Annotated in this window: 25 protein-coding genes; 6 read left to right on the top strand and 19 right to left on the bottom strand. The window is 59.3% G+C overall.

The features are described 5' to 3' along the window. The first annotated feature begins 855 nt into the window (after positions 1 to 855). Positions 856 to 1,332: a glycine zipper 2TM domain-containing protein gene (locus tag PXJ20_RS32160; protein WP_421032892.1), complete on the top strand. Its 477-nt coding sequence runs from the start codon at positions 856 to 858 to the stop codon at positions 1,330 to 1,332. Between the two features lie 318 nt (positions 1,333 to 1,650). Here PXJ20_RS32160 and PXJ20_RS32155 read toward each other — a convergent pair whose 3' ends face one another. The 4 genes from PXJ20_RS32155 to PXJ20_RS32140 form a co-directional block, all read right to left on the bottom strand. Beyond that, positions 1,651 to 1,956 (bottom strand): hypothetical protein, encoded by a 306-nt coding sequence (locus tag PXJ20_RS32155; RefSeq protein WP_421032893.1) that lies wholly within the window; start codon positions 1,954 to 1,956, stop codon positions 1,651 to 1,653. 667 nt (positions 1,957 to 2,623) lie between these two features. Next, entirely contained in the window at positions 2,624 to 3,067 is a 444-nt protein-coding gene (locus PXJ20_RS32150) for a hypothetical protein (RefSeq protein WP_421032894.1), read from the bottom strand. A 345-nt stretch (positions 3,068 to 3,412) separates the two neighbouring features. After that, on the bottom strand, positions 3,413 to 3,640 hold the full coding sequence (locus PXJ20_RS32145; RefSeq protein ID WP_421032895.1) for a hypothetical protein: 228 nt from the start codon (positions 3,638 to 3,640) through the stop codon (positions 3,413 to 3,415). Between the two features lie 60 nt (positions 3,641 to 3,700). After that, positions 3,701 to 3,928: a hypothetical protein gene (locus tag PXJ20_RS32140; protein ID WP_421032896.1), complete on the bottom strand. Its 228-nt coding sequence runs from the start codon at positions 3,926 to 3,928 to the stop codon at positions 3,701 to 3,703. Between the two features lie 811 nt (positions 3,929 to 4,739). Here PXJ20_RS32140 and PXJ20_RS32135 point away from each other — a divergent pair. Further along, positions 4,740 to 5,435, top strand: coding sequence for a helix-turn-helix domain-containing protein (locus PXJ20_RS32135; RefSeq protein WP_421032897.1), 696 nt, complete (start codon positions 4,740 to 4,742; stop codon positions 5,433 to 5,435). A 35-nt stretch (positions 5,436 to 5,470) separates the two neighbouring features. Further along, entirely contained in the window at positions 5,471 to 5,731 is a 261-nt protein-coding gene (locus PXJ20_RS32130) for a hypothetical protein (RefSeq protein ID WP_421032898.1), read from the top strand. Here the strand turns inward: PXJ20_RS32130 and PXJ20_RS32125 are convergent. Then, positions 5,728 to 5,880, bottom strand: a complete 153-nt coding sequence (locus tag PXJ20_RS32125; RefSeq protein ID WP_421032899.1) for a hypothetical protein — start codon at positions 5,878 to 5,880, stop codon at positions 5,728 to 5,730. The two genes, PXJ20_RS32130 and PXJ20_RS32125, sit on opposite strands and share 4 nt — an antisense overlap. A 393-nt stretch (positions 5,881 to 6,273) precedes the next feature. Between PXJ20_RS32125 and PXJ20_RS32120 the strand changes: the two genes are divergently transcribed. Then, positions 6,274 to 7,110 (top strand): DUF3800 domain-containing protein, encoded by an 837-nt coding sequence (locus PXJ20_RS32120; protein WP_421032900.1) that lies wholly within the window; start codon positions 6,274 to 6,276, stop codon positions 7,108 to 7,110. 942 nt (positions 7,111 to 8,052) lie between these two features. Here PXJ20_RS32120 and PXJ20_RS32115 read toward each other — a convergent pair. The 4 genes from PXJ20_RS32115 to PXJ20_RS32100 all read right to left on the bottom strand — a co-directional run bounded on the left by PXJ20_RS32115 (position 8,053) and on the right by PXJ20_RS32100 (position 10,777). Further along, positions 8,053 to 8,538: a helix-turn-helix domain-containing protein gene (locus PXJ20_RS32115; RefSeq protein WP_421032901.1), complete on the bottom strand. Its 486-nt coding sequence runs from the start codon at positions 8,536 to 8,538 to the stop codon at positions 8,053 to 8,055. Positions 8,539 to 9,330: 792 nt separating this feature from the next. After that, the gene (locus tag PXJ20_RS32110; RefSeq protein ID WP_421032902.1) at positions 9,331 to 10,239 is read right to left on the bottom strand and encodes a hypothetical protein; all 909 of its coding nucleotides are present in this window, start codon (positions 10,237 to 10,239) and stop codon (positions 9,331 to 9,333) included. An 82-nt stretch (positions 10,240 to 10,321) separates the two neighbouring features. Next, on the bottom strand, positions 10,322 to 10,498 hold the full coding sequence (locus PXJ20_RS32105; protein ID WP_421032903.1) for a hypothetical protein: 177 nt from the start codon (positions 10,496 to 10,498) through the stop codon (positions 10,322 to 10,324). Positions 10,499 to 10,546: 48 nt separating this feature from the next. Beyond that, on the bottom strand, positions 10,547 to 10,777 hold the full coding sequence (locus PXJ20_RS32100) for a hypothetical protein (RefSeq protein WP_421032904.1): 231 nt from the start codon (positions 10,775 to 10,777) through the stop codon (positions 10,547 to 10,549). 201 nt (positions 10,778 to 10,978) lie between these two features. Here PXJ20_RS32100 and PXJ20_RS32095 point away from each other — a divergent pair, with 201 nt between their 5' ends. Both PXJ20_RS32095 and PXJ20_RS32090 read left to right on the top strand, forming a co-directional pair. Further along, positions 10,979 to 11,815, top strand: coding sequence for a hypothetical protein (locus PXJ20_RS32095; RefSeq protein ID WP_421032905.1), 837 nt, complete (start codon positions 10,979 to 10,981; stop codon positions 11,813 to 11,815). Beyond that, positions 11,812 to 12,780 (top strand): tyrosine-type recombinase/integrase, encoded by a 969-nt coding sequence (locus PXJ20_RS32090; protein ID WP_421032906.1) that lies wholly within the window; start codon positions 11,812 to 11,814, stop codon positions 12,778 to 12,780. Before PXJ20_RS32095 ends, PXJ20_RS32090 begins: the two co-directional genes overlap by 4 nt. Before the next feature lie 192 nt (positions 12,781 to 12,972). Here PXJ20_RS32090 and PXJ20_RS32085 read toward each other — a convergent pair whose 3' ends face one another. The 10 genes from PXJ20_RS32085 to PXJ20_RS32040 all read right to left on the bottom strand — a co-directional run. Then, positions 12,973 to 13,539, bottom strand: a complete 567-nt coding sequence (locus tag PXJ20_RS32085) for a YkgJ family cysteine cluster protein (protein ID WP_421057479.1) — start codon at positions 13,537 to 13,539, stop codon at positions 12,973 to 12,975. A gap of 165 nt (positions 13,540 to 13,704) precedes the next feature. Continuing rightward, positions 13,705 to 14,007 carry a hypothetical protein gene (locus PXJ20_RS32080; protein ID WP_421032908.1) on the bottom strand — a complete coding sequence of 101 codons (303 nt, stop codon included), beginning with the start codon at positions 14,005 to 14,007 and terminating at the stop codon, positions 13,705 to 13,707. 220 nt (positions 14,008 to 14,227) lie between these two features. Continuing rightward, a complete protein-coding gene (locus PXJ20_RS32075) occupies positions 14,228 to 14,521 on the bottom strand; it encodes an H-NS family nucleoid-associated regulatory protein (RefSeq protein WP_421032909.1) in 294 nt (97 codons plus the stop codon). Positions 14,522 to 14,579: 58 nt separating this feature from the next. Beyond that, positions 14,580 to 14,870: a hypothetical protein gene (locus PXJ20_RS32070; RefSeq protein WP_421032910.1), complete on the bottom strand. Its 291-nt coding sequence runs from the start codon at positions 14,868 to 14,870 to the stop codon at positions 14,580 to 14,582. A 21-nt stretch (positions 14,871 to 14,891) separates the two neighbouring features. Then, on the bottom strand, positions 14,892 to 15,209 hold the full coding sequence (locus tag PXJ20_RS32065; RefSeq protein ID WP_421032911.1) for a hypothetical protein: 318 nt from the start codon (positions 15,207 to 15,209) through the stop codon (positions 14,892 to 14,894). A gap of 402 nt (positions 15,210 to 15,611) precedes the next feature. Beyond that, positions 15,612 to 15,860 carry a hypothetical protein gene (locus PXJ20_RS32060; RefSeq protein WP_421032912.1) on the bottom strand — a complete coding sequence of 83 codons (249 nt, stop codon included), beginning with the start codon at positions 15,858 to 15,860 and terminating at the stop codon, positions 15,612 to 15,614. Between the two features lie 18 nt (positions 15,861 to 15,878). After that, a complete protein-coding gene (locus PXJ20_RS32055; protein WP_421032913.1) occupies positions 15,879 to 16,055 on the bottom strand; it encodes a hypothetical protein in 177 nt (58 codons plus the stop codon). Positions 16,056 to 16,094: 39 nt separating this feature from the next. Next, positions 16,095 to 16,454: a hypothetical protein gene (locus tag PXJ20_RS32050; RefSeq protein ID WP_421032914.1), complete on the bottom strand. Its 360-nt coding sequence runs from the start codon at positions 16,452 to 16,454 to the stop codon at positions 16,095 to 16,097. Positions 16,455 to 16,804: 350 nt separating this feature from the next. After that, positions 16,805 to 17,335 (bottom strand): tetratricopeptide repeat protein, encoded by a 531-nt coding sequence (locus PXJ20_RS32045; protein ID WP_421057478.1) that lies wholly within the window; start codon positions 17,333 to 17,335, stop codon positions 16,805 to 16,807. 171 nt (positions 17,336 to 17,506) lie between these two features. Next, the coding region (locus tag PXJ20_RS32040; protein WP_421057477.1) for a hypothetical protein at positions 17,507 to 17,699 on the bottom strand (193 nt) is incomplete at its 5' end.

Genomic DNA, 17,699 nt, shown 5'->3' with positions numbered 1-17,699 from the left:
CGCCACGGCATGCACCAATGACGGCCCCGCAAACCCGTCCCCCCCGCCACGCCTTGCAGCACACAGGAGAAACATATCCATCGAAAGACCGCTCAGGTGTTCCTGCAGATTTGCCAGCACAACGGCTGGCATTCCGCAGAAAACGTCCCGGCCTGCCTTCCGGACTGGTAAACGGCGCGCGCATCGTCCGCGCACTGCCGCCACTGCTGCTCCGCTTCGGCGTGACATCCATGCCCGATGTGCTCTGTGCGGCTTCAACTGGGTGCGCCACGTGGACCTGGCCGGCATCGACTACACCGGCACCGGCATCGTGCCTGCTGCGCGACCGGGTACCCGATGCCGACATCGTCACCGGCCAGTGGACGCCCATCAACTCGAGTGCCGCCGTACGCTGCACGGCTCCCCCCTCCCCACCAGCGCGCCGTGCCCCGTCCGTACTGGTCTTCGCGTCCCGATCCCAGGAAAGAGCAGACACCACTGTGCGCATACCGGGTAACGCCGTTCGGTTACTTTCACACACATCAGCGACGGATCCGGCATTGAGCATACGTACAGCATCACGTCGGCGGTACAGGGTTCACTCCGTTCTCGCAGCACGCGGCCCGATTATCAACCACCTTCGACACCCGACTTCAGAGGCTGTCTTGCGTTGCTCCCAACAGGGATTCCGCCGCTTCTGCGTAATCTGATCCCGCATCCCGACATTATTGGGGAGCGATAACTACGGCGCATCGGATCTGGACCGGGTTATAAGCGTTCACGAACAGCGAACTGGACGCCGCCGGCTCTGGTTCAACAACCCATGCCATGAACGAACGGGCGACCACCTGTATTTACGTCTCTGGAGAAGGAAAGATGAAAACAACGAGTCGCGTCACTGCCGCAGTACTAATCACCGGGTCGCTCGCCATGACGGGGTGCGCGTACAACAGCAGCTCTGCGGATGTCTACACGGCGTCCCAGTCGCAGCGAGAAGAAACGGTTCGCATGGGAACCGTGGAAAGCGTACGGGTAGTGAAGATCAGCTCGAACAACGGGCAGCCCAGTGGCCTGGGAGCGGTGGGCGGCGGCGCACTCGGCGCCGTGGCCGGTAGCGCAATTGGCGGTGGACGCGGCTCGATTCTCACTGGCATCGTAGGCGGCATCGCAGGCGCGGTGGCCGGCAACGCCGTCGAAAACGGTGTGGCGATGCGCGATGGTGTCGAAATCACCGTGCGGCTCGACAATGGCGATCTGCGTGCCATCACGCAGTCGGCTACCGGCGAGATTTTCCGTGCTGGCGATCGCATCCGTCTGCTTTCGAGCGGCGGGGTCACCCGCGTGACGCACTAACGCCAAAGCCGGAAACACCACTTCACTGCGCCGGAGTCCCCGTATTCGGGAACGGAGATATTCAGCACCCCACTGACGACGCGAATGCGGACATCAACTCAATAACCTGCCCGAAGCGTGCCTGGTCATCGGCATCAGTCCCTGTTGCTAACTCTCCGACGTGTTCCTGCGTCTCCGGCACGCATTTACGGTCGATTGCTGCCCTACCATCGTTGATGATGACGGCAGTTACTCTGGCACGCGCGCCGCTCAAACGTCTGTCAACAAAAAGGCAATCTCGATGTGCTGGCGCCGCGTGATGTGGGCCGTCAGTGATGGTCACGAGCGCCGTCGGCTGGCCGAGGGAGGCGACTCGTCGCGGGCCAGCGCAAGATGTGCATGCGGGTGCTGCCGGAATATCTCCGGGAACCGCGCCATCAGCGCGTGAACCTCCGGCGGCATGCGCGGATGTGGCTCAATCAGCACGGCCGTCTGGGCGAAACGGACGGGGCCGGACCGGATCATGGCGCGCACGAGCGCCAGGTGCGGCGAACGGAGGTCAGGCGCCGTGAACCGGCGGATGTCTTCCACGTCCAGGGCGAGCCGGCCGACGGGCAGTTTCGCGCTGAAGATCAGCAGCCGCACGCGTTCGACGAACGCGTCCTCGTCGGCGTCGGTGCAGCGGGTTTCAGGTTCCAGGGGGCCTCCGGGCGGCGATAAAGTACCCTACCTCGGATTTTAGCCCACCAAACGCAAGCGTGATAATAACAATTATCACGCTTGAAACAGGGCGGGGCGATCCCGAAACGAGCCCGTCCGCCAGCACGAAGAGACGCGCGGCGGCTGTGATGCGGCGCGATGGAGCAGGACAAGGCCTCGCCGTGACGCAGCCGGATCGACGCCGGCACCTTCTCACCGTGCCCCGAAGGCACAGCTTCCCGTGCAGTCATCGCGTGTTCCTGCGCAAGCGCGTTCGCCGGGGGCACCTGCCGTTGAGCCGCAAGCAAAGCCTGCAAACCCGCGCCTGCCGATGTCCGGTTCCGCGCGCCGGCTCGGGCCGCAACACCCTCATCATGGCCAGACACCACGATGACCGGATTCCCTCTGCAGTGCGGAGACAATTCGTGGCGCCGGCCGGGCTTCCGCTCCCGCTGCGTTTCCGGTAAGTTGCCCTCCACAGCCTGCTGTCAGGCGACCCAATGAACATGCGACTCCTGTCACGATGACCGAACTGTTCTCCGCTTCCCTGCTGACCGACTGACGCGCTTGAGCAGGTTTCGAAGGGGGAACGCGGCCGGCTGTGCAGCCGCGATTACATCGAGCGATGGCGTGCGCTGCTGGCCGGCTCGCCCGAGGCGATAGCGGACCTACTTGAAGCCCGCTCGCCGCTTGCTGAACGTTTGCGGCAGAACACGCCGTTTGCCCGTAACTTGCGTTGACGACTATTGTCAGCGCTTGGCGCGTCAGACGTTGCCGACAATTGTCGGCGTTGCTGGCCTTCCGGATGCCGACTATTGTCATCAGCGTGCGGCATGCGCCGGTTGCTCTTGGCGGCCTTCGGCTCGTTATCGTGCGAAGTCAGTGCGGCGCGCAGAGGCACGGTCAGGGCAACGACCACCACACCGACAAGAGCAAGGGCGACGCAGCAGACGAACATGGCGCCGCCCGTCTGGTGCTTGTCGAGCTGCGCGACGAAGTTGCTGCACGCATCGATGAATGCAGCGGCCTGGTTAAGGTTTTCGAGATTGCTTTTCATTGGCTCAACGGATTCCGTAGTTAGAGCCAATGTCTAGATATGACGTCTTAAACACTTCGAGCGCTCCCGCTTTTAGATGCCGCCATCGTGTCGTCACGACTTCTATTCGAGGTCAGCCGTTTTCCGTTTATTGACCATCGACATGCATCACGACCGCACGGCGTCAAGCGTAAGCGCGCATGTGAGGGCGAGCGAGCGGGAAACAGCGCGCATGGCGGGGGTGTTTCGACGGAGTGGGGCGCACGCCCGAAGGTGACGCAATGCGGCCCGTTGTCGGGCCGTTGGCGGGACTGCGCCGGCGAGTGCGGCGCAGATCCTTGCGGTTTTCCCTGCGAGGGCGGGGGGTTACTCGCTTGCGGCTGGCTTGGGCAATAGGCCTAGCTGCTCGGCGGTCGAGGTTGGCAGGGGCAGCACGACGCGCGGCGCTGGTTCATCGAGCGTCATCATGTCGACCTGCACGCCGGCCAGCTCGAGGTAGACCACATCGGCCTTTTCGAAGGCTTCTTCGTACAGGTGCCAGGCGGGCAGCTCGGCCCCGCCCTGGTAATGCCTGATTGTCGATTTCGTGCTCATGGCGGCTCGCGTGGGAATGGTCCTGCAACAGTGTAGCGAGCGGCATCAACGAGGCAAGGCTCACTCGCTCCTGTAGAACAGACTCACAATCGCAGCCGCAATGCGCTGCATCTTCCACGCCGCAATACAGAAGAGCAAACCTACCACCAGCTCGGTAGAGATGCCGCCGACCTTGCCTGCCCACGTCACGCCGAACGTGACGCCCTTCAAGATGAGGTACATGAGCGGTAGGCAGACCAGCGCGGCATAGAAGCGCGTTTTCGGGGGCAGCGTCGCACGGTAGTTCATGGGGCACTCATTCGTCAGAAGATACGGCAGAGTGCCACATCGACGGCGCGGCCGGCAAGCACGCCGAACCGGACTCTTGGTGGCAAGGGCAGCATGCCTTCACCGTAGGAACAGGAAGTTATCCACAGGAAGCGCGATTTTCTTGGGATTTTTAGGCCAAATTTTGGCGTAAATTTGCGCCACGACCTCTTTCCCCCCTATTTGCCTTGCTTTCCGGCTTTGCCGAGAGAGGAGTTTTGAGCCGATGTTGCCCCCTCCCCCACGGCAAGAAGTAGACTTTGGAGCGGAGATTTTCCACACCCGATCTGTCGCGGATTCTTACATGGGGCCGTCCAACGACGCTGCGCGCGCCTTTCTGTCCGTCCCACATGCCCTATAGGCCAATCCACTGCCAGCCTACCTCGACGCGGATTTGCACCGGCTCAGACCTCGGCAACGTCTAGGATTGCGCGGTTCTTGGCAGCAGCCCCGCGTGCGGCTCATTGCTATCGCGACCAGTACGGTCCAATCATGAAAATAACCGGACAACAAATTTATCTCATATCATAAGCCAAATGCATACCAAATCTTGTGCAAAATGAGGCGTTGGGCACTATAGGTTGAAGTAGGTGGCGAAAATCCTCCTGCAATAAGTCGCCAGCTTGTCCACGCCCCAGCGAGCAGGCCGCAAGCAACAACAGCATTGAAAGGAAGGCTTGTCGACCGGGCGACCGTTCAGTCAAAGGATCTGTCGGCAGGGTGGCGGGTCGCTGTCGTGTCCGCAGTGCAGTATCCGCCGCATCATGGACGCATCCACTCAACGGAGATGACGATGCCGACCACGGAACAATCCCAGCCTCGCCTGCTGACGGCCAGCGAGCTTGCCGCAGTCATCAGGCTCTTCCGCGAAATGCGGCAATGGTCACAAGAGCAGCTGGCCGACCTTTCCGGTCTTAGCGTGCGCACCATTCAGCGTGCTGAGCGAGGTGAAGCTTCCGGCTTCGATACTCGTCGCGCAATCGCCCGGGCATTCGAATTCGAAGACATCGATGCGCTAAACAAGCCGTTTTCGATCCCCACGCCGGAAGAGCAGCAGGCCGCAAAAGAGAAGTTTGAGCGCGAACATGTCACGCTCAAAGCCCTACCGCTCGAAACCGGCCGGCAATTGGCCCGACTAGCGGAGATGCACAGCATGGATCTCTCGACACCGGGGTTCGATCTACCTCGCGAGGCCGACGAAGAATTCGCGGCAATGATCGACTACATGCGCGAGTATCGGGATGTCAGCGACGGCTACACCGAGACGCAGAAGTTCGAGGTCTACGACGAGCTGCAGCAGCATATCGATGCGCTCAAGGCTTCGGGCGTATCGCTTCGGTATGCCGAGCGAAAAATGCGGCTGCGGTTCAAGAGTGATCTCGCAGATGCCCAACTGTTCGATACCAGTGTGCTTTACGTCGTAGCCTATCCAGCTGGCAATGAGCCGACCGAGTTTGCGACGCCGCGCTCGGTCGGCATCGGTCGCTGAAAGAATACCGCTAGGGCGCGTGATGACCGACCGTCATGATCGGCTATGCCGATTACACCTGCGGTGTGTGCGGCTTCGTAGCCTTGCGGCGTCAGCCGCAAAAAGCCAGTCATGGCTGCCTCGACGCACGCCTCATCAGCGAGCTGCTGCAGCGCTGCCGCGAAATAGCCGTCGCGGTATCGCCCCATCTGCTCGAAGAAAAGCGAGACCTTTGCAATGCCGTTTGGGGGCGTATCGAGTTCACTGCGCCGGTGCTGGCCCCCATGGGGCCAGCTGGCTCAGCCGATCATGCCTAGCGCAGGCGTACGCAGCATCGACGCGGCGTCCACATGAGGCATACGGCGTTCTCGTTGTTGATGAACGGCAGACCATTGGGATCAAACCAGACTTCGGTGCCTGCCAGTGGCGACGTGATCGCCTTGGTGAGTGTTGTTGTCGTTTTCATTTTGTTTTCCTTATGAGGTAGTGAAGCCCCTGCGTTGATCGCAGCCCGACCCGAAAATAGGGGAAGGGTGAAGGGGTATAGGTATTTATGTTCGTGCGTGACGCCGAGTGCGAAGAACGGCCGGAAACCATCCAGGTGTTTACCCTGATGCGGTGTGTGCGATTGGGCGACGGGTGTACGTGCTAGGGACAGACCCGTGACAACGGGGTGTTATGTCAAATCGGAACGATGGGTGACATAGGGAGATACCGAACGGTTGCACAAATCGTCAATAAAAGATATTATCCATCTCAACGCATTTGGCCTAGCCGCCATGTGCCCAGCTTCCGAGGCCCGCAGCGAGAAATCGTGTGCGGGCTTTCGTGTTTTTAGACCCCCTGCGCAAGGCAGCCTGTGCATTACGTTGTCTATCTGGATGAGTTTGGGCACATTGGCCCCTACGTTTCGAGGGATCACAAGAACTACAATGACAGCCCGGTGTTTGGCTTGGCCGGCGTCATGCTCCCTGCCCAGGAAGTACGCGAGTTTGCGATCTATTTCTACAAGCTGAAATGCCGGTTGCTGGCATGGGATCTCGAGCACAAGAACCCCGACAGACTTCCCGCGTATCAATGGGAAAAGAAAGGGTCGGCGGTCTACACCACGACAAACGTCGAAAAATACAAAGAGCTTCGACAGGCGACTTTTCGACTGTTGAACCATATCCAGACTATCGGCGGGCACGTTTTCTACACGGGAGAGCACAAGACCGTTCTTCCCGAAGCGCATGATTCCGCGGAGACATTCAAACGGCAGCTTGTGCAGACGATCCGGAAAATCGACCGCTTCTGCGCGGAGAGAGATTGCTCTTTCCTCGTGCTGCTGGACGAGCAACAAGCTGGCGACGAATGGCGGGAACGTAACGTGGAAGCCTGTACGCTAGCTATGTTTGAAGATCCGTCTGAAAAATGCCGGACCTTGATCGAGCCCCCTCTCCAAGGCGAAAGCCATCTTTTCCAGACCCTCCAGTGCGCCGACTGGTTATGTGGTCTTGTTGGCCGCCTGATGGCCTTTTCGGTAGCACCTGGCGAGTACGCAGACTGGGAAATTTTCCACAAATATTTCCATGAGCGAGTCCAGAAAGTCGCGTTGCCGTGCAGCGGGCTCGAGCATCAGAAAACGTCGCCGCTGCCGCCTGAGGTCGCGGGAGAACAACTTCCAGATGCGCCAGGGCAACTCGCGGGCCAGTGAGTCGTGTGGGCATACCGAGCGTTCTGGTTTGTGACTGTCGGCGGGCGTGCATTGCTGGGTATTTAGGGCAGAAGATGCCGCCGGCGCCAGCGACGGGGTCGAAGATCGACGATGAGACAACGGCAGATCTCGGTTGAGAAGACTGACTTTCGCATGCGAAATTTAGCCGCTAAAGGTCGTTGATCGGCCTGCACATGTCCCATGCTTACAAAAGTGACGACGCACACGCCTAGTTTCTGTGCTAGGAAGGGTCGCCAAGAAGACAAATTTCAACTATTTTTTTGTATCACGGAAACCCATTTGGCGCGCCAAAGCCTTGCTGGACAAGGGTTTTAAGCAGATTTCCAAAAAGTCAACCCTTGGGCGGGGGGATTGCGCGCTTGGGCGTGCGCGCATTAAAGTCGTGCCGTAGGACAAACATGTCTTGGAAAGGGGCGTAAATGTCAGTCTGTTTTTGGATTGCACAATCCAGAGACCCGATCCAAGAAAAAAGCCCGGCTTGCGCCGGGCCAAAGTTACTTGGTGAAGAAGGTCCTGATCAGGTCAAACAGATGGCGCGCCAACGCCGACGTACTGTCTGACTCGATCAGGGCAATAACTAGCTTTGCAGCTAGTACTGCAAAAAACTCGCCCATATTCTGCTCCTTAGAGGGCGGTTCAAGGCTGGCGGATACCAACCCCGCAAGGTTCCAGAAAAACCTTGCGGGGTTGTTTCTTTTGTGGCCTGAACTGGTAATGAATATAAAGCACTTTCAAGACAGCTCAAATTGATTTATTTGCGTCCGAAGTCTTGACATTTGAACTGCACGGCGCGAAACCACTCCCCCCGTATAGCAAGGCTCCATGGGGGGCACAATGGTTCGCCTTGGATTTCCGGAAGGCTGTTACCTTACCCACCGGCGCCCGAAAAAGCCCATCAGGATTCCGACGAAATGCATGCATTCATCTCGGCTGCACCATCGGTTTTGAAATTCCGCCCCGACGCGTCGCCGCTTTTTTCATCTCGTTCGCCGCTTCAATTTCCGGTGCAATCTTTTTGAGTCGTTCCACGAGACCGGACAGGTCATACTCGTTGCTGAGCATTCCGCCGTTCGTCGCGTGACGCTCGATCCGCCTGACCAGGCCCGCCGATTCCAGCTCGGCGATGTAGCGCTGGATCTGTCGCGGGCTAAGACCAAGCCGTTCGCTCAGTGCCTGCTTGCTGGGATATGGTTTTCGACTCTGGTCCCACCAGTAGTCAGCCAGTTGAAGCAGCACCGCGAGCTGCGTTGGATTCAGACCGAGCCGCTGCTGGGCACGCAGCAGTACCGAGGGGACTACGCAAAATCCGAGCTTCATGACCGACTTGCCCCACTTCTTGTCCGATGCCTTGTCGGCGGATGTAGTGTGCAACGGGACCACTTTTGCAGCAGTCGGGGCAGATGCCATAATGTTCTCCAGCAATTCATCACGATACAAATGTACGTTGATTTACCGCGGCCGGAAAGGGCAAAGGACTGGTCATCTGTGACCAGGGGTGAGAGTCATGTATGACCATAGCGCCCCGGTCACGCCCGACCTGCAAATAAGGATACGGACAAGCAGAACGCTATCTAACGGATACTAACTAGGTATAGCCCGCCCCCAGCCGCCGATGACCGGGGGGAGCGCTCCTGATCGGCTTTTATGATGGATGCGTCGAGAGGAAAACCGTCCGCAGTCCGTGGAGTACGCGGCTGTATTGCCTGCCGCTAGGTGGGCGAGAGCCGCCTCGCCGTCATCGAGTACGAGGGCAGCTTCGACGGCGGACCAGAATACGGCATCGTTCTCGGGAATGGTGGTCATGGTTGTTGCTCGCATGGCGAGGCCTCTCGTACGAAGTCCGGCGCAAGCGGGCGTTGACGTGCGCGCTCAATCAGCGGCAACGCGCGCCAGCCTTGGGTCTGCTGCAAAATTCACGCTGTTTGAGAGGGGACGATGTATTAGGCGAGGGCCGGAGAGGCCCTCAATCATGAAAAAGTTCCTATGCTCACATGTCAGATATGATTCGCAATCCGAATTGATAATCGGCAGAGGCCCAGCTTGTCATCGGGTCGTGCAATCGCACCATTTGGTAGTCTAGCTAGAATCAAGCGGATCTCGAGCGCCGTGTCAAAGTCGTGTCGCTTGGGGCAAACGGATGTTGGTAGGCGACCCGCCTTCCGGCGGCGCCTTTTTTGACAACGGCACCCGCCTGGCCCCCTACTGGTCCTTAGGCTTGTCCCAGCGAGAGGAATACCGAGACGAGTATGGTGGCTGGGAGTCTTGTTCTTGGCCCTCATATTTGACCCATTGCCACTGCCCATATTCAACAGGGCCGGGGCGACGCTGACGACTGTCCTCACTGTCCTGCCACGAGACACGATGGAAATTCGAGAGCCAGATGGCAAAGCACATGGCGCGCTTGGCGTCCCGGTTGATATGGAACAACCGGTACAGGATGTGCAGTGCTACCGGCAAAAAGCGGGGAAAGTCCTGTCGAAAAAGGGCGTACAAGGTTTCCGCATAATTCGCCAGCGCCTGGTCTTCCTCGTCTTCGAAGTGACGCGCATGTTCAACCTCGTCCAAAGCCGGCTCGCCGTTCGGCATCTCCAATCGAATAAACGAAGGGGGTAGCGACATTGTTGCTTTCACGTGTGCGTACGTCATGCCCGCATTCAGCAGATTGAGGCAGATCTTGTTCAGCGAGTTGCCGGTGAGTTCTGCCGTCTGCATCAGATGATTGCGCAATTCCATAGGCATGCGCAGGTTGACCGCTGCGGAGCTTGGCGGCCTGTCTGTCTTGCCGAGATCTTCGACGAAGGCGTCTAACTTTTCGGGGCAGTAGGTCAGCATCCACTGCTTGGCCTGCTCCACGTCGATCAACATTGCGTCATCGACGTACTGGAATTGCAGGGCCGCGTTATTCCACTGCGGCTTGTTCCAGAACGCGAGGAAATAGTGCGCACTGCCTTGGACCTGATATAGGCCCTGATGGATGCGCCGGTGCACGACCTGGCCGTCAACCAGTTCGCTCACCACCTTCACGTTGGTGTGAAAGCAATGCGCTGTGTCCGTGTTGAGGTTGACGCCATCGATGATTTTTCGGATCGGCATGCGCTCGTCGTCCATATTTCTCTCTCAATGCAGGTTCTGAAGTGACCAATTTGCCAGGCAGCCGGCAGGATACCGGTTGCCTGGCTGACCGACCAACTCAGTCATCCTTCTTCAGATCGTCGATCAGCGCGGCGGCCGCGCCGACCGACGACCCCACCGCAATGCCGGCGGCCGTGACCGTGCCCACCGCGCCAAAAACCGGCAGCGCCACCAATACAGCCACACCTGCGGCTGCGCCCTTTGCCATGTTTTCCAGCGTGTCCAGAAAGCTCATTTCCCTACTCCTTCACTGTGGTTGTGTTGAGACGCTCCTCGGCGTCGTTCAGACGCGCATTGCGGCGCGCTGGTTGTACCCCCTGCCCGTGCTCAGATGCCGCAGGTCGCGCTCGAGATTGCGCAACCCGCGCCAGTCCGAACCCGTGCTCGGCGCAATCACGAAGTCGCCGGTGCCCCGATGGCGAATACGCAAATGACGCTTGGTGCGCGTCACCTCGAACTGCGGGTAGCGCGTCAGTAATTTGCGCAAATCCTTGTCGGGCACCGAAACGGTCATCTGGATCACTCCCAGTGGGCGTGAGTGCATTGTAGCCGTCAACGTAAATAAAACAAGCTATTTTTTTTACATAGACGTAAACGGGACAAGTATTTTTATTATGCAAGGAAGGCCAATCGAATTTGTGGCGCGCGCCGAGCACTAATGATGCCGTGGTCGTATGTGTGATAATGTCCTTTATCACACATAGAAGGAGACGAAATGCTGTTCCCTGGCATGCCGACCGACGCGATGCGCAACCTCGCCCGCCACCAGATCGAGACGCTGGAGCGCTGGCTGCGGCGCCTGATCGATGAGGCGCTGCGCGCCCACTACGGCGGAGCCCTGTCGGCGTTGCCGATCAAGCAGGACATCAAGGACAAGGCGGCTGGTCGCCGGGCCGACGACCCCGGCCGGTACCCGCGCGAGGTCGACGCACTGCTGTTTAATGACCTCATCACCATCATCTGTCATCAGCAGCTGTACCCGCACTTTCGGGATGCGTTGCAAGACGCCTTTCCTGATGGAGTGGCGGAGGCGCGTACCTTTCTCAACCGGATCGTCGATCCGCGAAACCCTCTGTCGCACGCTAATGACATTACGAGCCATCAGGCCTTGCGCGTGGCGTGCTACTCAGCCGATGTGATTGAGTCCCTGAAGGCCCACTACGCGAGGAACAACTTGGCCCAAACCTATAACGCACCAGCATTCATCCGCGTCTGGGACGATCGAGGGAACAACGCGCAGATCGAGAAGACGGACGCCTGCTTTTTTGATTTCACGGGTACTCAACTGCGCCCTGGCGATACCTTGCAGCTGGAGGTTCAGCCAGACGAGAGCTTCCCGGAGGGGGCGTACCGAATCGAGTGGCAGGTGTGCAACGCGCCACAAGGAGAATCCGGGTCAGGCAGGTCCTTTTCGCTGACGATCGCCAATCGTCACGTGACGCAAAGCGGCTTGCCGATCCAGGTGAAGATCATTTCGGATCGAGACTGGCACAGGCACGGGACCTTCGATGCCATGTTTGTCGCTACCTACTCAGTCCTGCCGCCGGTATGAACGTGACGAGAAGCGACGTCACCTTGCTTGCCGGCGCTTCCATACCCGTGCTGGTGGCGACGGTGGGCGATCGAGCTAGCGTGCGCTTTCTCGAATTTTTCGCCTCCGCCATCCGCAACCCGCACACGCGGCGCGCCTATGCGCGCGCGGCCGGCGATTTCCTCGCGTGGTGCGCCGGGGCCGGCGTGCCGTCGATCGCCGCGGTGCAGCCGCTGCATGTGGCCGCCTGGATCGAACTGCAGACGGCCACGCACGCGGCACCGACCGTCAAGCAGCGGCTCGCGGCCATCCGCCACCTGTTCGACTGGCTTGTCACAGGCCAGATCGTGCCGCACAACCCGGCCGCCTCGGTACGTGGCCCAAGTCACACCACGAAAAAAGGGAAAACGCCGGTGCTCGATGCGGCCGAGGCTCGGCAGCTGCTCGACAGCATTGATGTGACAACGCCGGTTGGTCTCAGGGACCGCGCGCTGATCGCGCTGATGGTGTTTTCGTTCGCGCGGGTGGGCGCGGCGCTGGCGATGCGGGTCGACGATGTCTATGTACAGCAGCGGCGCCTGTGGGTGCGTCTGCGTGAAAAAGGCGGCAAGGCGCACGCGATCCCCTGTCACCACACGCTGGAGGCGTACCTGCACGCGTATCTGGACGGCACCGGGATCTCGGCCGAGCCGAAGGGGCCACTGTTCCGGACGATCGCACGCGGCACCGGGCTGCTCAGCACCACACCGCTGCCACAGGCCAACGTGTACGCGATGGTGCGTCGGCGCGCGCTCGCGGCCGGCATCGCGACGAAGATCGGCAATCACACATTTCGCGCGACGGGCATCACCGCGTATCTGAGGAATGGCGGGACGCTCGAGAATGCCGCGGCGATGGCCAATCACGCATCGACACGCACCACGCAGCTCTACGACCGGCGCCGTGATGACATCAGCCTGGATGAGGTCGAGCGTATCCGCGTATAACGTGGCGCGGCACCGTAGACCGCAATAAATGTGTCACTACGCGCGTCTGACAACGACGCGGTAAAGCGTGGAGGTGGTGACACTTTTAGTACGGTCTACGCGTGCCGCGCTGCGCCGTGCCGGAACGGACGGCCGATTCGTCTCGGTCACGTTCGCGCTGGATCCCTAACGACCAAGAGCATCGGCTTCAGTCTAACGCTGAACTATCGGAGTACGATCACGGACCGAGGGAAACGTCGTCGCCCCGCGGCGCCACCTAGAGAATGCTTCGGGGTCAACCAAGGCGCTCGCGACAGCGCCGTGCATCTCATATGCCGCGACTTCGCAACCTGCATGCGAGTTCGCCTTGAAGAAAGCACCAGTGTGGCGAACAAGCACACGTTGCCGGTGGCTATCGACGGCTTGCGGCTCCGCGCTGCGGGGATTTTCGAACGCTCGCTTGCACACGCCTACATCCCGGGAGTGGAACCCCCGGCAGGCAGCCGGACGCAAGGGATACACAGCACACCGCCCGTTCTCGAGGAAGGCGCAGGGGATGTTCGTCTGCATGTACTCGCTCTGAGACAAAGGTGCCACGCGCTCGGCCGTCGCGATGACCCGCGTCTTGATTGCATCGCGAGTTGCGACCTCTGAATTCTCGATGAATTCCGCGAGCGCGAAGGCTTCGGCTGGCGTGACCAGCACATGGTAGTAGCAGCAAAAGGAGCACCCGGGCGCGCAGTCGATGTGAGCCGGAGACTCATTCAAGTGGGCATCCATTTCGCGGTAAATTGGGATCATTCGCTGCAGCAGTTCGTGCGAATCAGCCGACGCACACGCCAGTGGCATACTCGGCTTATGCGCGTCTCTCAGCCGTGCTTCAGCGATACGCTGTTCTTTCGAACCACGTTGTTTGGCTTCCCCCATCTTACTTCCCCCGTTTTCCTATAGCTCAGGATGGTGCTTCAACCACACAGCGAACGCTTCCATCTCATCCGAGAGCGGTCCGCCCAGCGGCGCTACCATCGGTACCGCACGCATAATCATCGAGACTGGCTGAATCCGGTCCACTTCAAAGTCGGTCTCGGAAGGGTAGCCAGCATGCTTCGCTTGGTTTCGCGCGTCGTTTAACACGTGCGTGATGAACTTACGGTGCTCGCTGTCCGTCTCAGCTTCCGTTTTGCCCCGGTAAAAATCGACAACGAAACCTACAGCGTTCGGCAGCCCGGCCCTTTTGAGACAGCGCACCGAGGATTCCTTCGGCCGCCCCGGCGAGAGTAAGCGATGAAACATAATCCCCGTCAAAAAAGAGCCTTATTGCAGCGTCGAGTTGGACAGCTGCAACTTGAAGCTTTGTGATGGATACGGGATCGGTTGCTTGGGCATACCTCTGGATCGCGATCGCCACACGTTGCTCGTGGGTGCCTCGCCGTTTCGCCTCGCCCATGGTGCCTCTGTTTCCGTGGTGTCAACGCGGAATCAGGAACTTCTCTCGGCGCTGCCCTTTGATCCAACCAGGTTCACGGCCCATGCCGCTCCATGTGGCGCCTGAAACTGGATCGCGGTACTTCGGCGCCTTGGCCCCCGGCTTTGGACCGCTCCTGCCTCTAGTTCGAGCGAAAACCTGTTCGGGCGTCAGCGAGTATTCGCTAATGATTGCCTGAACCTTCTCGATCGCGGCAGCGACTTCCTGTTCCTGCGCTTCCTCGATTTGTCTTTCCAAAGCCTCGCGTTGCTTCAGCAGTTCACGGTAGCTTGCCACTCACATCTCCGGTTGTTGAAATACTCGGCCCACGTTTTCCGTCGTTTCAGATCGCTCATTAAAATGGGCGTGCCGCCGTGCGTCCAGCGGTGACAACGAAGTCCGCGAAGTCCATGTTGCACAACGTTGCATTATCCTTTTGGTCTTCGATGTCGGCCAAAAGGCTTGTGAGTGCGGCGGCCACCGATGCACCAATGACCTGCTTGCGGCATAAGGCTGGCACAAACAGATTCGCCGCACCGAGCAAGCGCACAGTAATGAAAACGTTCTGTCGATCCTGGTGTAAAGCGACCCAGAACCGGCCTGGGCTTGCCGCATCTAGCGCCTGCTGCACGGATACGAGATTCATACTCTTCTATTTTCCTCGCCATTACGCGGTTAGCCGAATGGCATGAATTGCCGCGCTCGGGAACCGCGAGTACACCGCATCGTGAACGAACTCGGCGAACTTGCGCATATCGCCCTCGAAGCGGCCTGTAGCGCTGTCGATGGCGAGATCGAGAGGCGAACCTTTGGCCATGCTCGCCAGCTCGCAGCCGAACAAGCGATCGAACTCCGCGACCAATTCCGGCGTACCGGCCGCCTCCACCAGGCAACGTGCGAACGCCGGATCGGCGTAGGCCGCCGGAACGGGCGGTCGAACGTCCGGTAACGCCTCCAGCTCAGCCGTGACTTCCTGCTTGTTCATCGCGTTTTTCCTGTTTTCCGTGCCTACGGTCGGTTAGAGCCGGTGGACGAACGTCCCCACATGGCAGTAATGTTCCCAAGCCTGTCTAGCCTTCTCATTCAAAGCTCCAACACGCGATTGGAATGCGCTGATTTCTCCCGCCGATGGCAACTTACCGTCTTCTAGGTCCTTGTGCCACGCCGTCGTGACTTCAACGGCTTCAGCCAGGACCGCGCGATACTCGGACAATGCATCGCTAAGATCCGCGGGAGAGAAAACGCACATCGTTCCTTTCTGTTTTCCTACGCGTTTCGGGTCTTGCGGAACACCACGACGTTCGCACCTGCCGTCACGTTGTCGAGGCCTACGGCATCGTCGCCATAAATCCTTGTGAGCGCTTCACGAATCGCTTGCTCCGACGCATCAGGCCGCTCCCCCCACCAGATGCGGACGGCGACCGACCACGCGCGCTGCACCAAACTCGTTGACCTCAACAATGTCGCCGGGGCGCGCTCCAATGGAGGCAAGCGTCTTTGCGATGACATGGCTGAGAGGTGACTTCCCCATGCGCGTGGTTGGCGCTGCGACGCCGTGTCCGAGCTTGAATACGCCGCTCGGTTCCGGCCTTCCGACGAGCGCCTTTGCCCACTTGAACATCGAACTTAGCGTCATTGCTGTTTTCCGATTCACTCAATCTACCTTGATGATTTCAAGGTCGTACTCTGCCATCCAATCAGCTCCGGCACCGCCGTCGCTCGTAACAACGCCGCTATCCAGTTGATTGCGGATCTGTTCCTCGAACTCGTCGATCGAGTCGCACGCCATTGCTTCGCGCTCGGCATCTGACACTCCAGCTCTGATGAGCACTTCTCGCCTCCTGCGCCGGCGCAGCCGGCTTTCGCTTTCCTACTTCGCGCGGACATATTCACCGTGTGTGGTGAACAGGTGACCGTCGGACCGATCAATGTGAAGCGAGCGGTTGCCCAGCTCCCCCGCAATTTCCAACGAGCCGTCCCGTAGCAGCGCGGATGTTTGTTCTGTCTCGGTCGGCATTAAAAGCTTAGGCGCCTTGATGACAAAAACATCGCCATGGCGCTCGATCACCTCTGTATCGGGACCGCGGCCGCTCACCTTTTTCCATTTGCCAACAAACTCGCTTCCTGGGTCCCCGGCCACCGCAACCGTAGTCGAACTCAAAGCCACGCCTATCGCAAGCAGATTCGCGCACGTCTTGCTCACAGCAGACTTTTCCTTTCGTATTTTCATAGTCGATTACCGTACCGATGGGCGCGATGATTTCCGATTGTAACCGGCCAAATCGGCCTCATTCGTCGCAGTCGCTTTGTGACTTGCCCGGCAGTGCAGCCACTTCACACTGCCCGCTGTTGAATTGCACACGAGGCATCACACCCTTTGCAATCATCGATCTGACTCCGCCAACGACGCCGGAATGCAGGGTGCCTTGTTCAGCGCGTCGGTGCGCTATGCCGCCGATCGCGAAGCCCCACCACATGCGGGGCAATCGTACACGTAACCGTCGCCAGCCCGCAGCGGATATCGGCTCGCTTGGGCGTTGCACAGCACACAGCGAGCGTCTTCGTACATGGCTAGTTTTCCTACCTTGTGGAGCGGCCAGTTGCCAACCGGTGGTTCAACGAATCCAGATACTCCTGCGCGCTGGACGCCTCTCGCTCGTCTACCCGTTGAGTCGCGGCTCTCGTATACCAGTATCGGGCCTGTTCGAAATCCTTCGGCACACCTGCTCCGTTCTCGTACATCAACCCAAGCAATTTCTGACTGCCTGGATGTCCTTGCTCGGCCGTCTTACGTGTCCAAAACGCGGACTTTTCTGCATCCTTAGGTACACCATCGCCGGTCGCGTACATGCCGGCGAGCGCCACTTCCGCGTTTATGTCCCCCTGTTTCGCGGCCTTCTCCATCCACTGAAACGCCTGCAATGCGTCTTTCGGTACACCTCGGCCGAAACGATATGCGTCACTCAACTGATACTGGGCGGGCGCATATCCTTGGTCTGCAGATTTTCGATACCACTCGGCTGCCATGGACAAATCCCGTGCCACGCCGAGACCGATGTACAAGCACTCCGCGAACTGGTACTGAGCTGTCCTGTCGCCTTTGCGCGCCATGGTCGTCGTAGCCTCAATCGCATCGCACGCCGGCCACAGGCTAGTGCTTGCCCAAAGGGGATTCCCGATCAAGAGACATGTGAGCATGAAGACTGCTTGCCTTGCGCGTCCGCTAACTCCGAGAGCAGCGTCGTTCGGAATTTGACAGTCCACCGAATATTCCCCGTTTTCCTAGTCGTTCGATGCTGCCGCAACCTCGGCGCGAATCTGCACCGCTTTGAGTTCGCAGGCCTGCGCCAACTCGCCGTCGCCGGATGCGAATGCAAACGACTGAATCGCCATCAGGAGCACGTGCCGCCAGTGCGGCGGCTGTGTCTGCTCGACCCCAAGCAAACTCAACGCTTCGTCCAATCGTTCCATGTTG

It is taken from the genome of Paraburkholderia sp. A1RI_3L, assembly GCF_048957895.1.
Classification (GTDB): Bacteria; Pseudomonadota; Gammaproteobacteria; order Burkholderiales; family Burkholderiaceae; genus Paraburkholderia; species Paraburkholderia kururiensis.
The sequence above is the reverse complement of the archived record's forward strand: the minus strand, read 5'-3'. Positions and strand labels throughout refer to the sequence as shown.

Bases quoted from the DNA above. Each gene is read 5' to 3' on its own strand.
- PXJ20_RS32160 (WP_421032892.1), top strand. From the start codon at position 856: ATGAAAACAACGAGTCGCGTCACTGCCGCAGTACTAATCACCGGGTCG.
- PXJ20_RS32150 (WP_421032894.1), bottom strand. From the start codon at position 3,067: ATGAAAAGCAATCTCGAAAACCTTAACCAGGCCGCTGCATTCATCGAT.
- PXJ20_RS32145 (WP_421032895.1), bottom strand. From the start codon at position 3,640: ATGAGCACGAAATCGACAATCAGGCATTACCAGGGCGGGGCCGAGCTG.
- PXJ20_RS32140 (WP_421032896.1), bottom strand. From the start codon at position 3,928: ATGAACTACCGTGCGACGCTGCCCCCGAAAACGCGCTTCTATGCCGCG.
- PXJ20_RS32135 (WP_421032897.1), top strand. From the start codon at position 4,740: ATGCCGACCACGGAACAATCCCAGCCTCGCCTGCTGACGGCCAGCGAG.
- PXJ20_RS32130 (WP_421032898.1), top strand. From the start codon at position 5,471: ATGATCGGCTATGCCGATTACACCTGCGGTGTGTGCGGCTTCGTAGCC.
- PXJ20_RS32125 (WP_421032899.1), bottom strand. From the start codon at position 5,880: ATGAAAACGACAACAACACTCACCAAGGCGATCACGTCGCCACTGGCA.
- PXJ20_RS32115 (WP_421032901.1), bottom strand. From the start codon at position 8,538: ATGGCATCTGCCCCGACTGCTGCAAAAGTGGTCCCGTTGCACACTACA.
- PXJ20_RS32110 (WP_421032902.1), bottom strand. From the start codon at position 10,239: ATGGACGACGAGCGCATGCCGATCCGAAAAATCATCGATGGCGTCAAC.
- PXJ20_RS32105 (WP_421032903.1), bottom strand. From the start codon at position 10,498: ATGAGCTTTCTGGACACGCTGGAAAACATGGCAAAGGGCGCAGCCGCA.
- PXJ20_RS32100 (WP_421032904.1), bottom strand. From the start codon at position 10,777: ATGACCGTTTCGGTGCCCGACAAGGATTTGCGCAAATTACTGACGCGC.
- PXJ20_RS32095 (WP_421032905.1), top strand. From the start codon at position 10,979: ATGCTGTTCCCTGGCATGCCGACCGACGCGATGCGCAACCTCGCCCGC.
- PXJ20_RS32090 (WP_421032906.1), top strand. From the start codon at position 11,812: ATGAACGTGACGAGAAGCGACGTCACCTTGCTTGCCGGCGCTTCCATA.
- PXJ20_RS32085 (WP_421057479.1), bottom strand. From the start codon at position 13,539: ATGGATGCCCACTTGAATGAGTCTCCGGCTCACATCGACTGCGCGCCC.
- PXJ20_RS32070 (WP_421032910.1), bottom strand. From the start codon at position 14,870: ATGAATCTCGTATCCGTGCAGCAGGCGCTAGATGCGGCAAGCCCAGGC.
- PXJ20_RS32065 (WP_421032911.1), bottom strand. From the start codon at position 15,209: ATGAACAAGCAGGAAGTCACGGCTGAGCTGGAGGCGTTACCGGACGTT.
- PXJ20_RS32060 (WP_421032912.1), bottom strand. From the start codon at position 15,860: ATGACGCTAAGTTCGATGTTCAAGTGGGCAAAGGCGCTCGTCGGAAGG.
- PXJ20_RS32050 (WP_421032914.1), bottom strand. From the start codon at position 16,454: ATGAAAATACGAAAGGAAAAGTCTGCTGTGAGCAAGACGTGCGCGAAT.
- PXJ20_RS32045 (WP_421057478.1), bottom strand. From the start codon at position 17,335: ATGGCGCGCAAAGGCGACAGGACAGCTCAGTACCAGTTCGCGGAGTGC.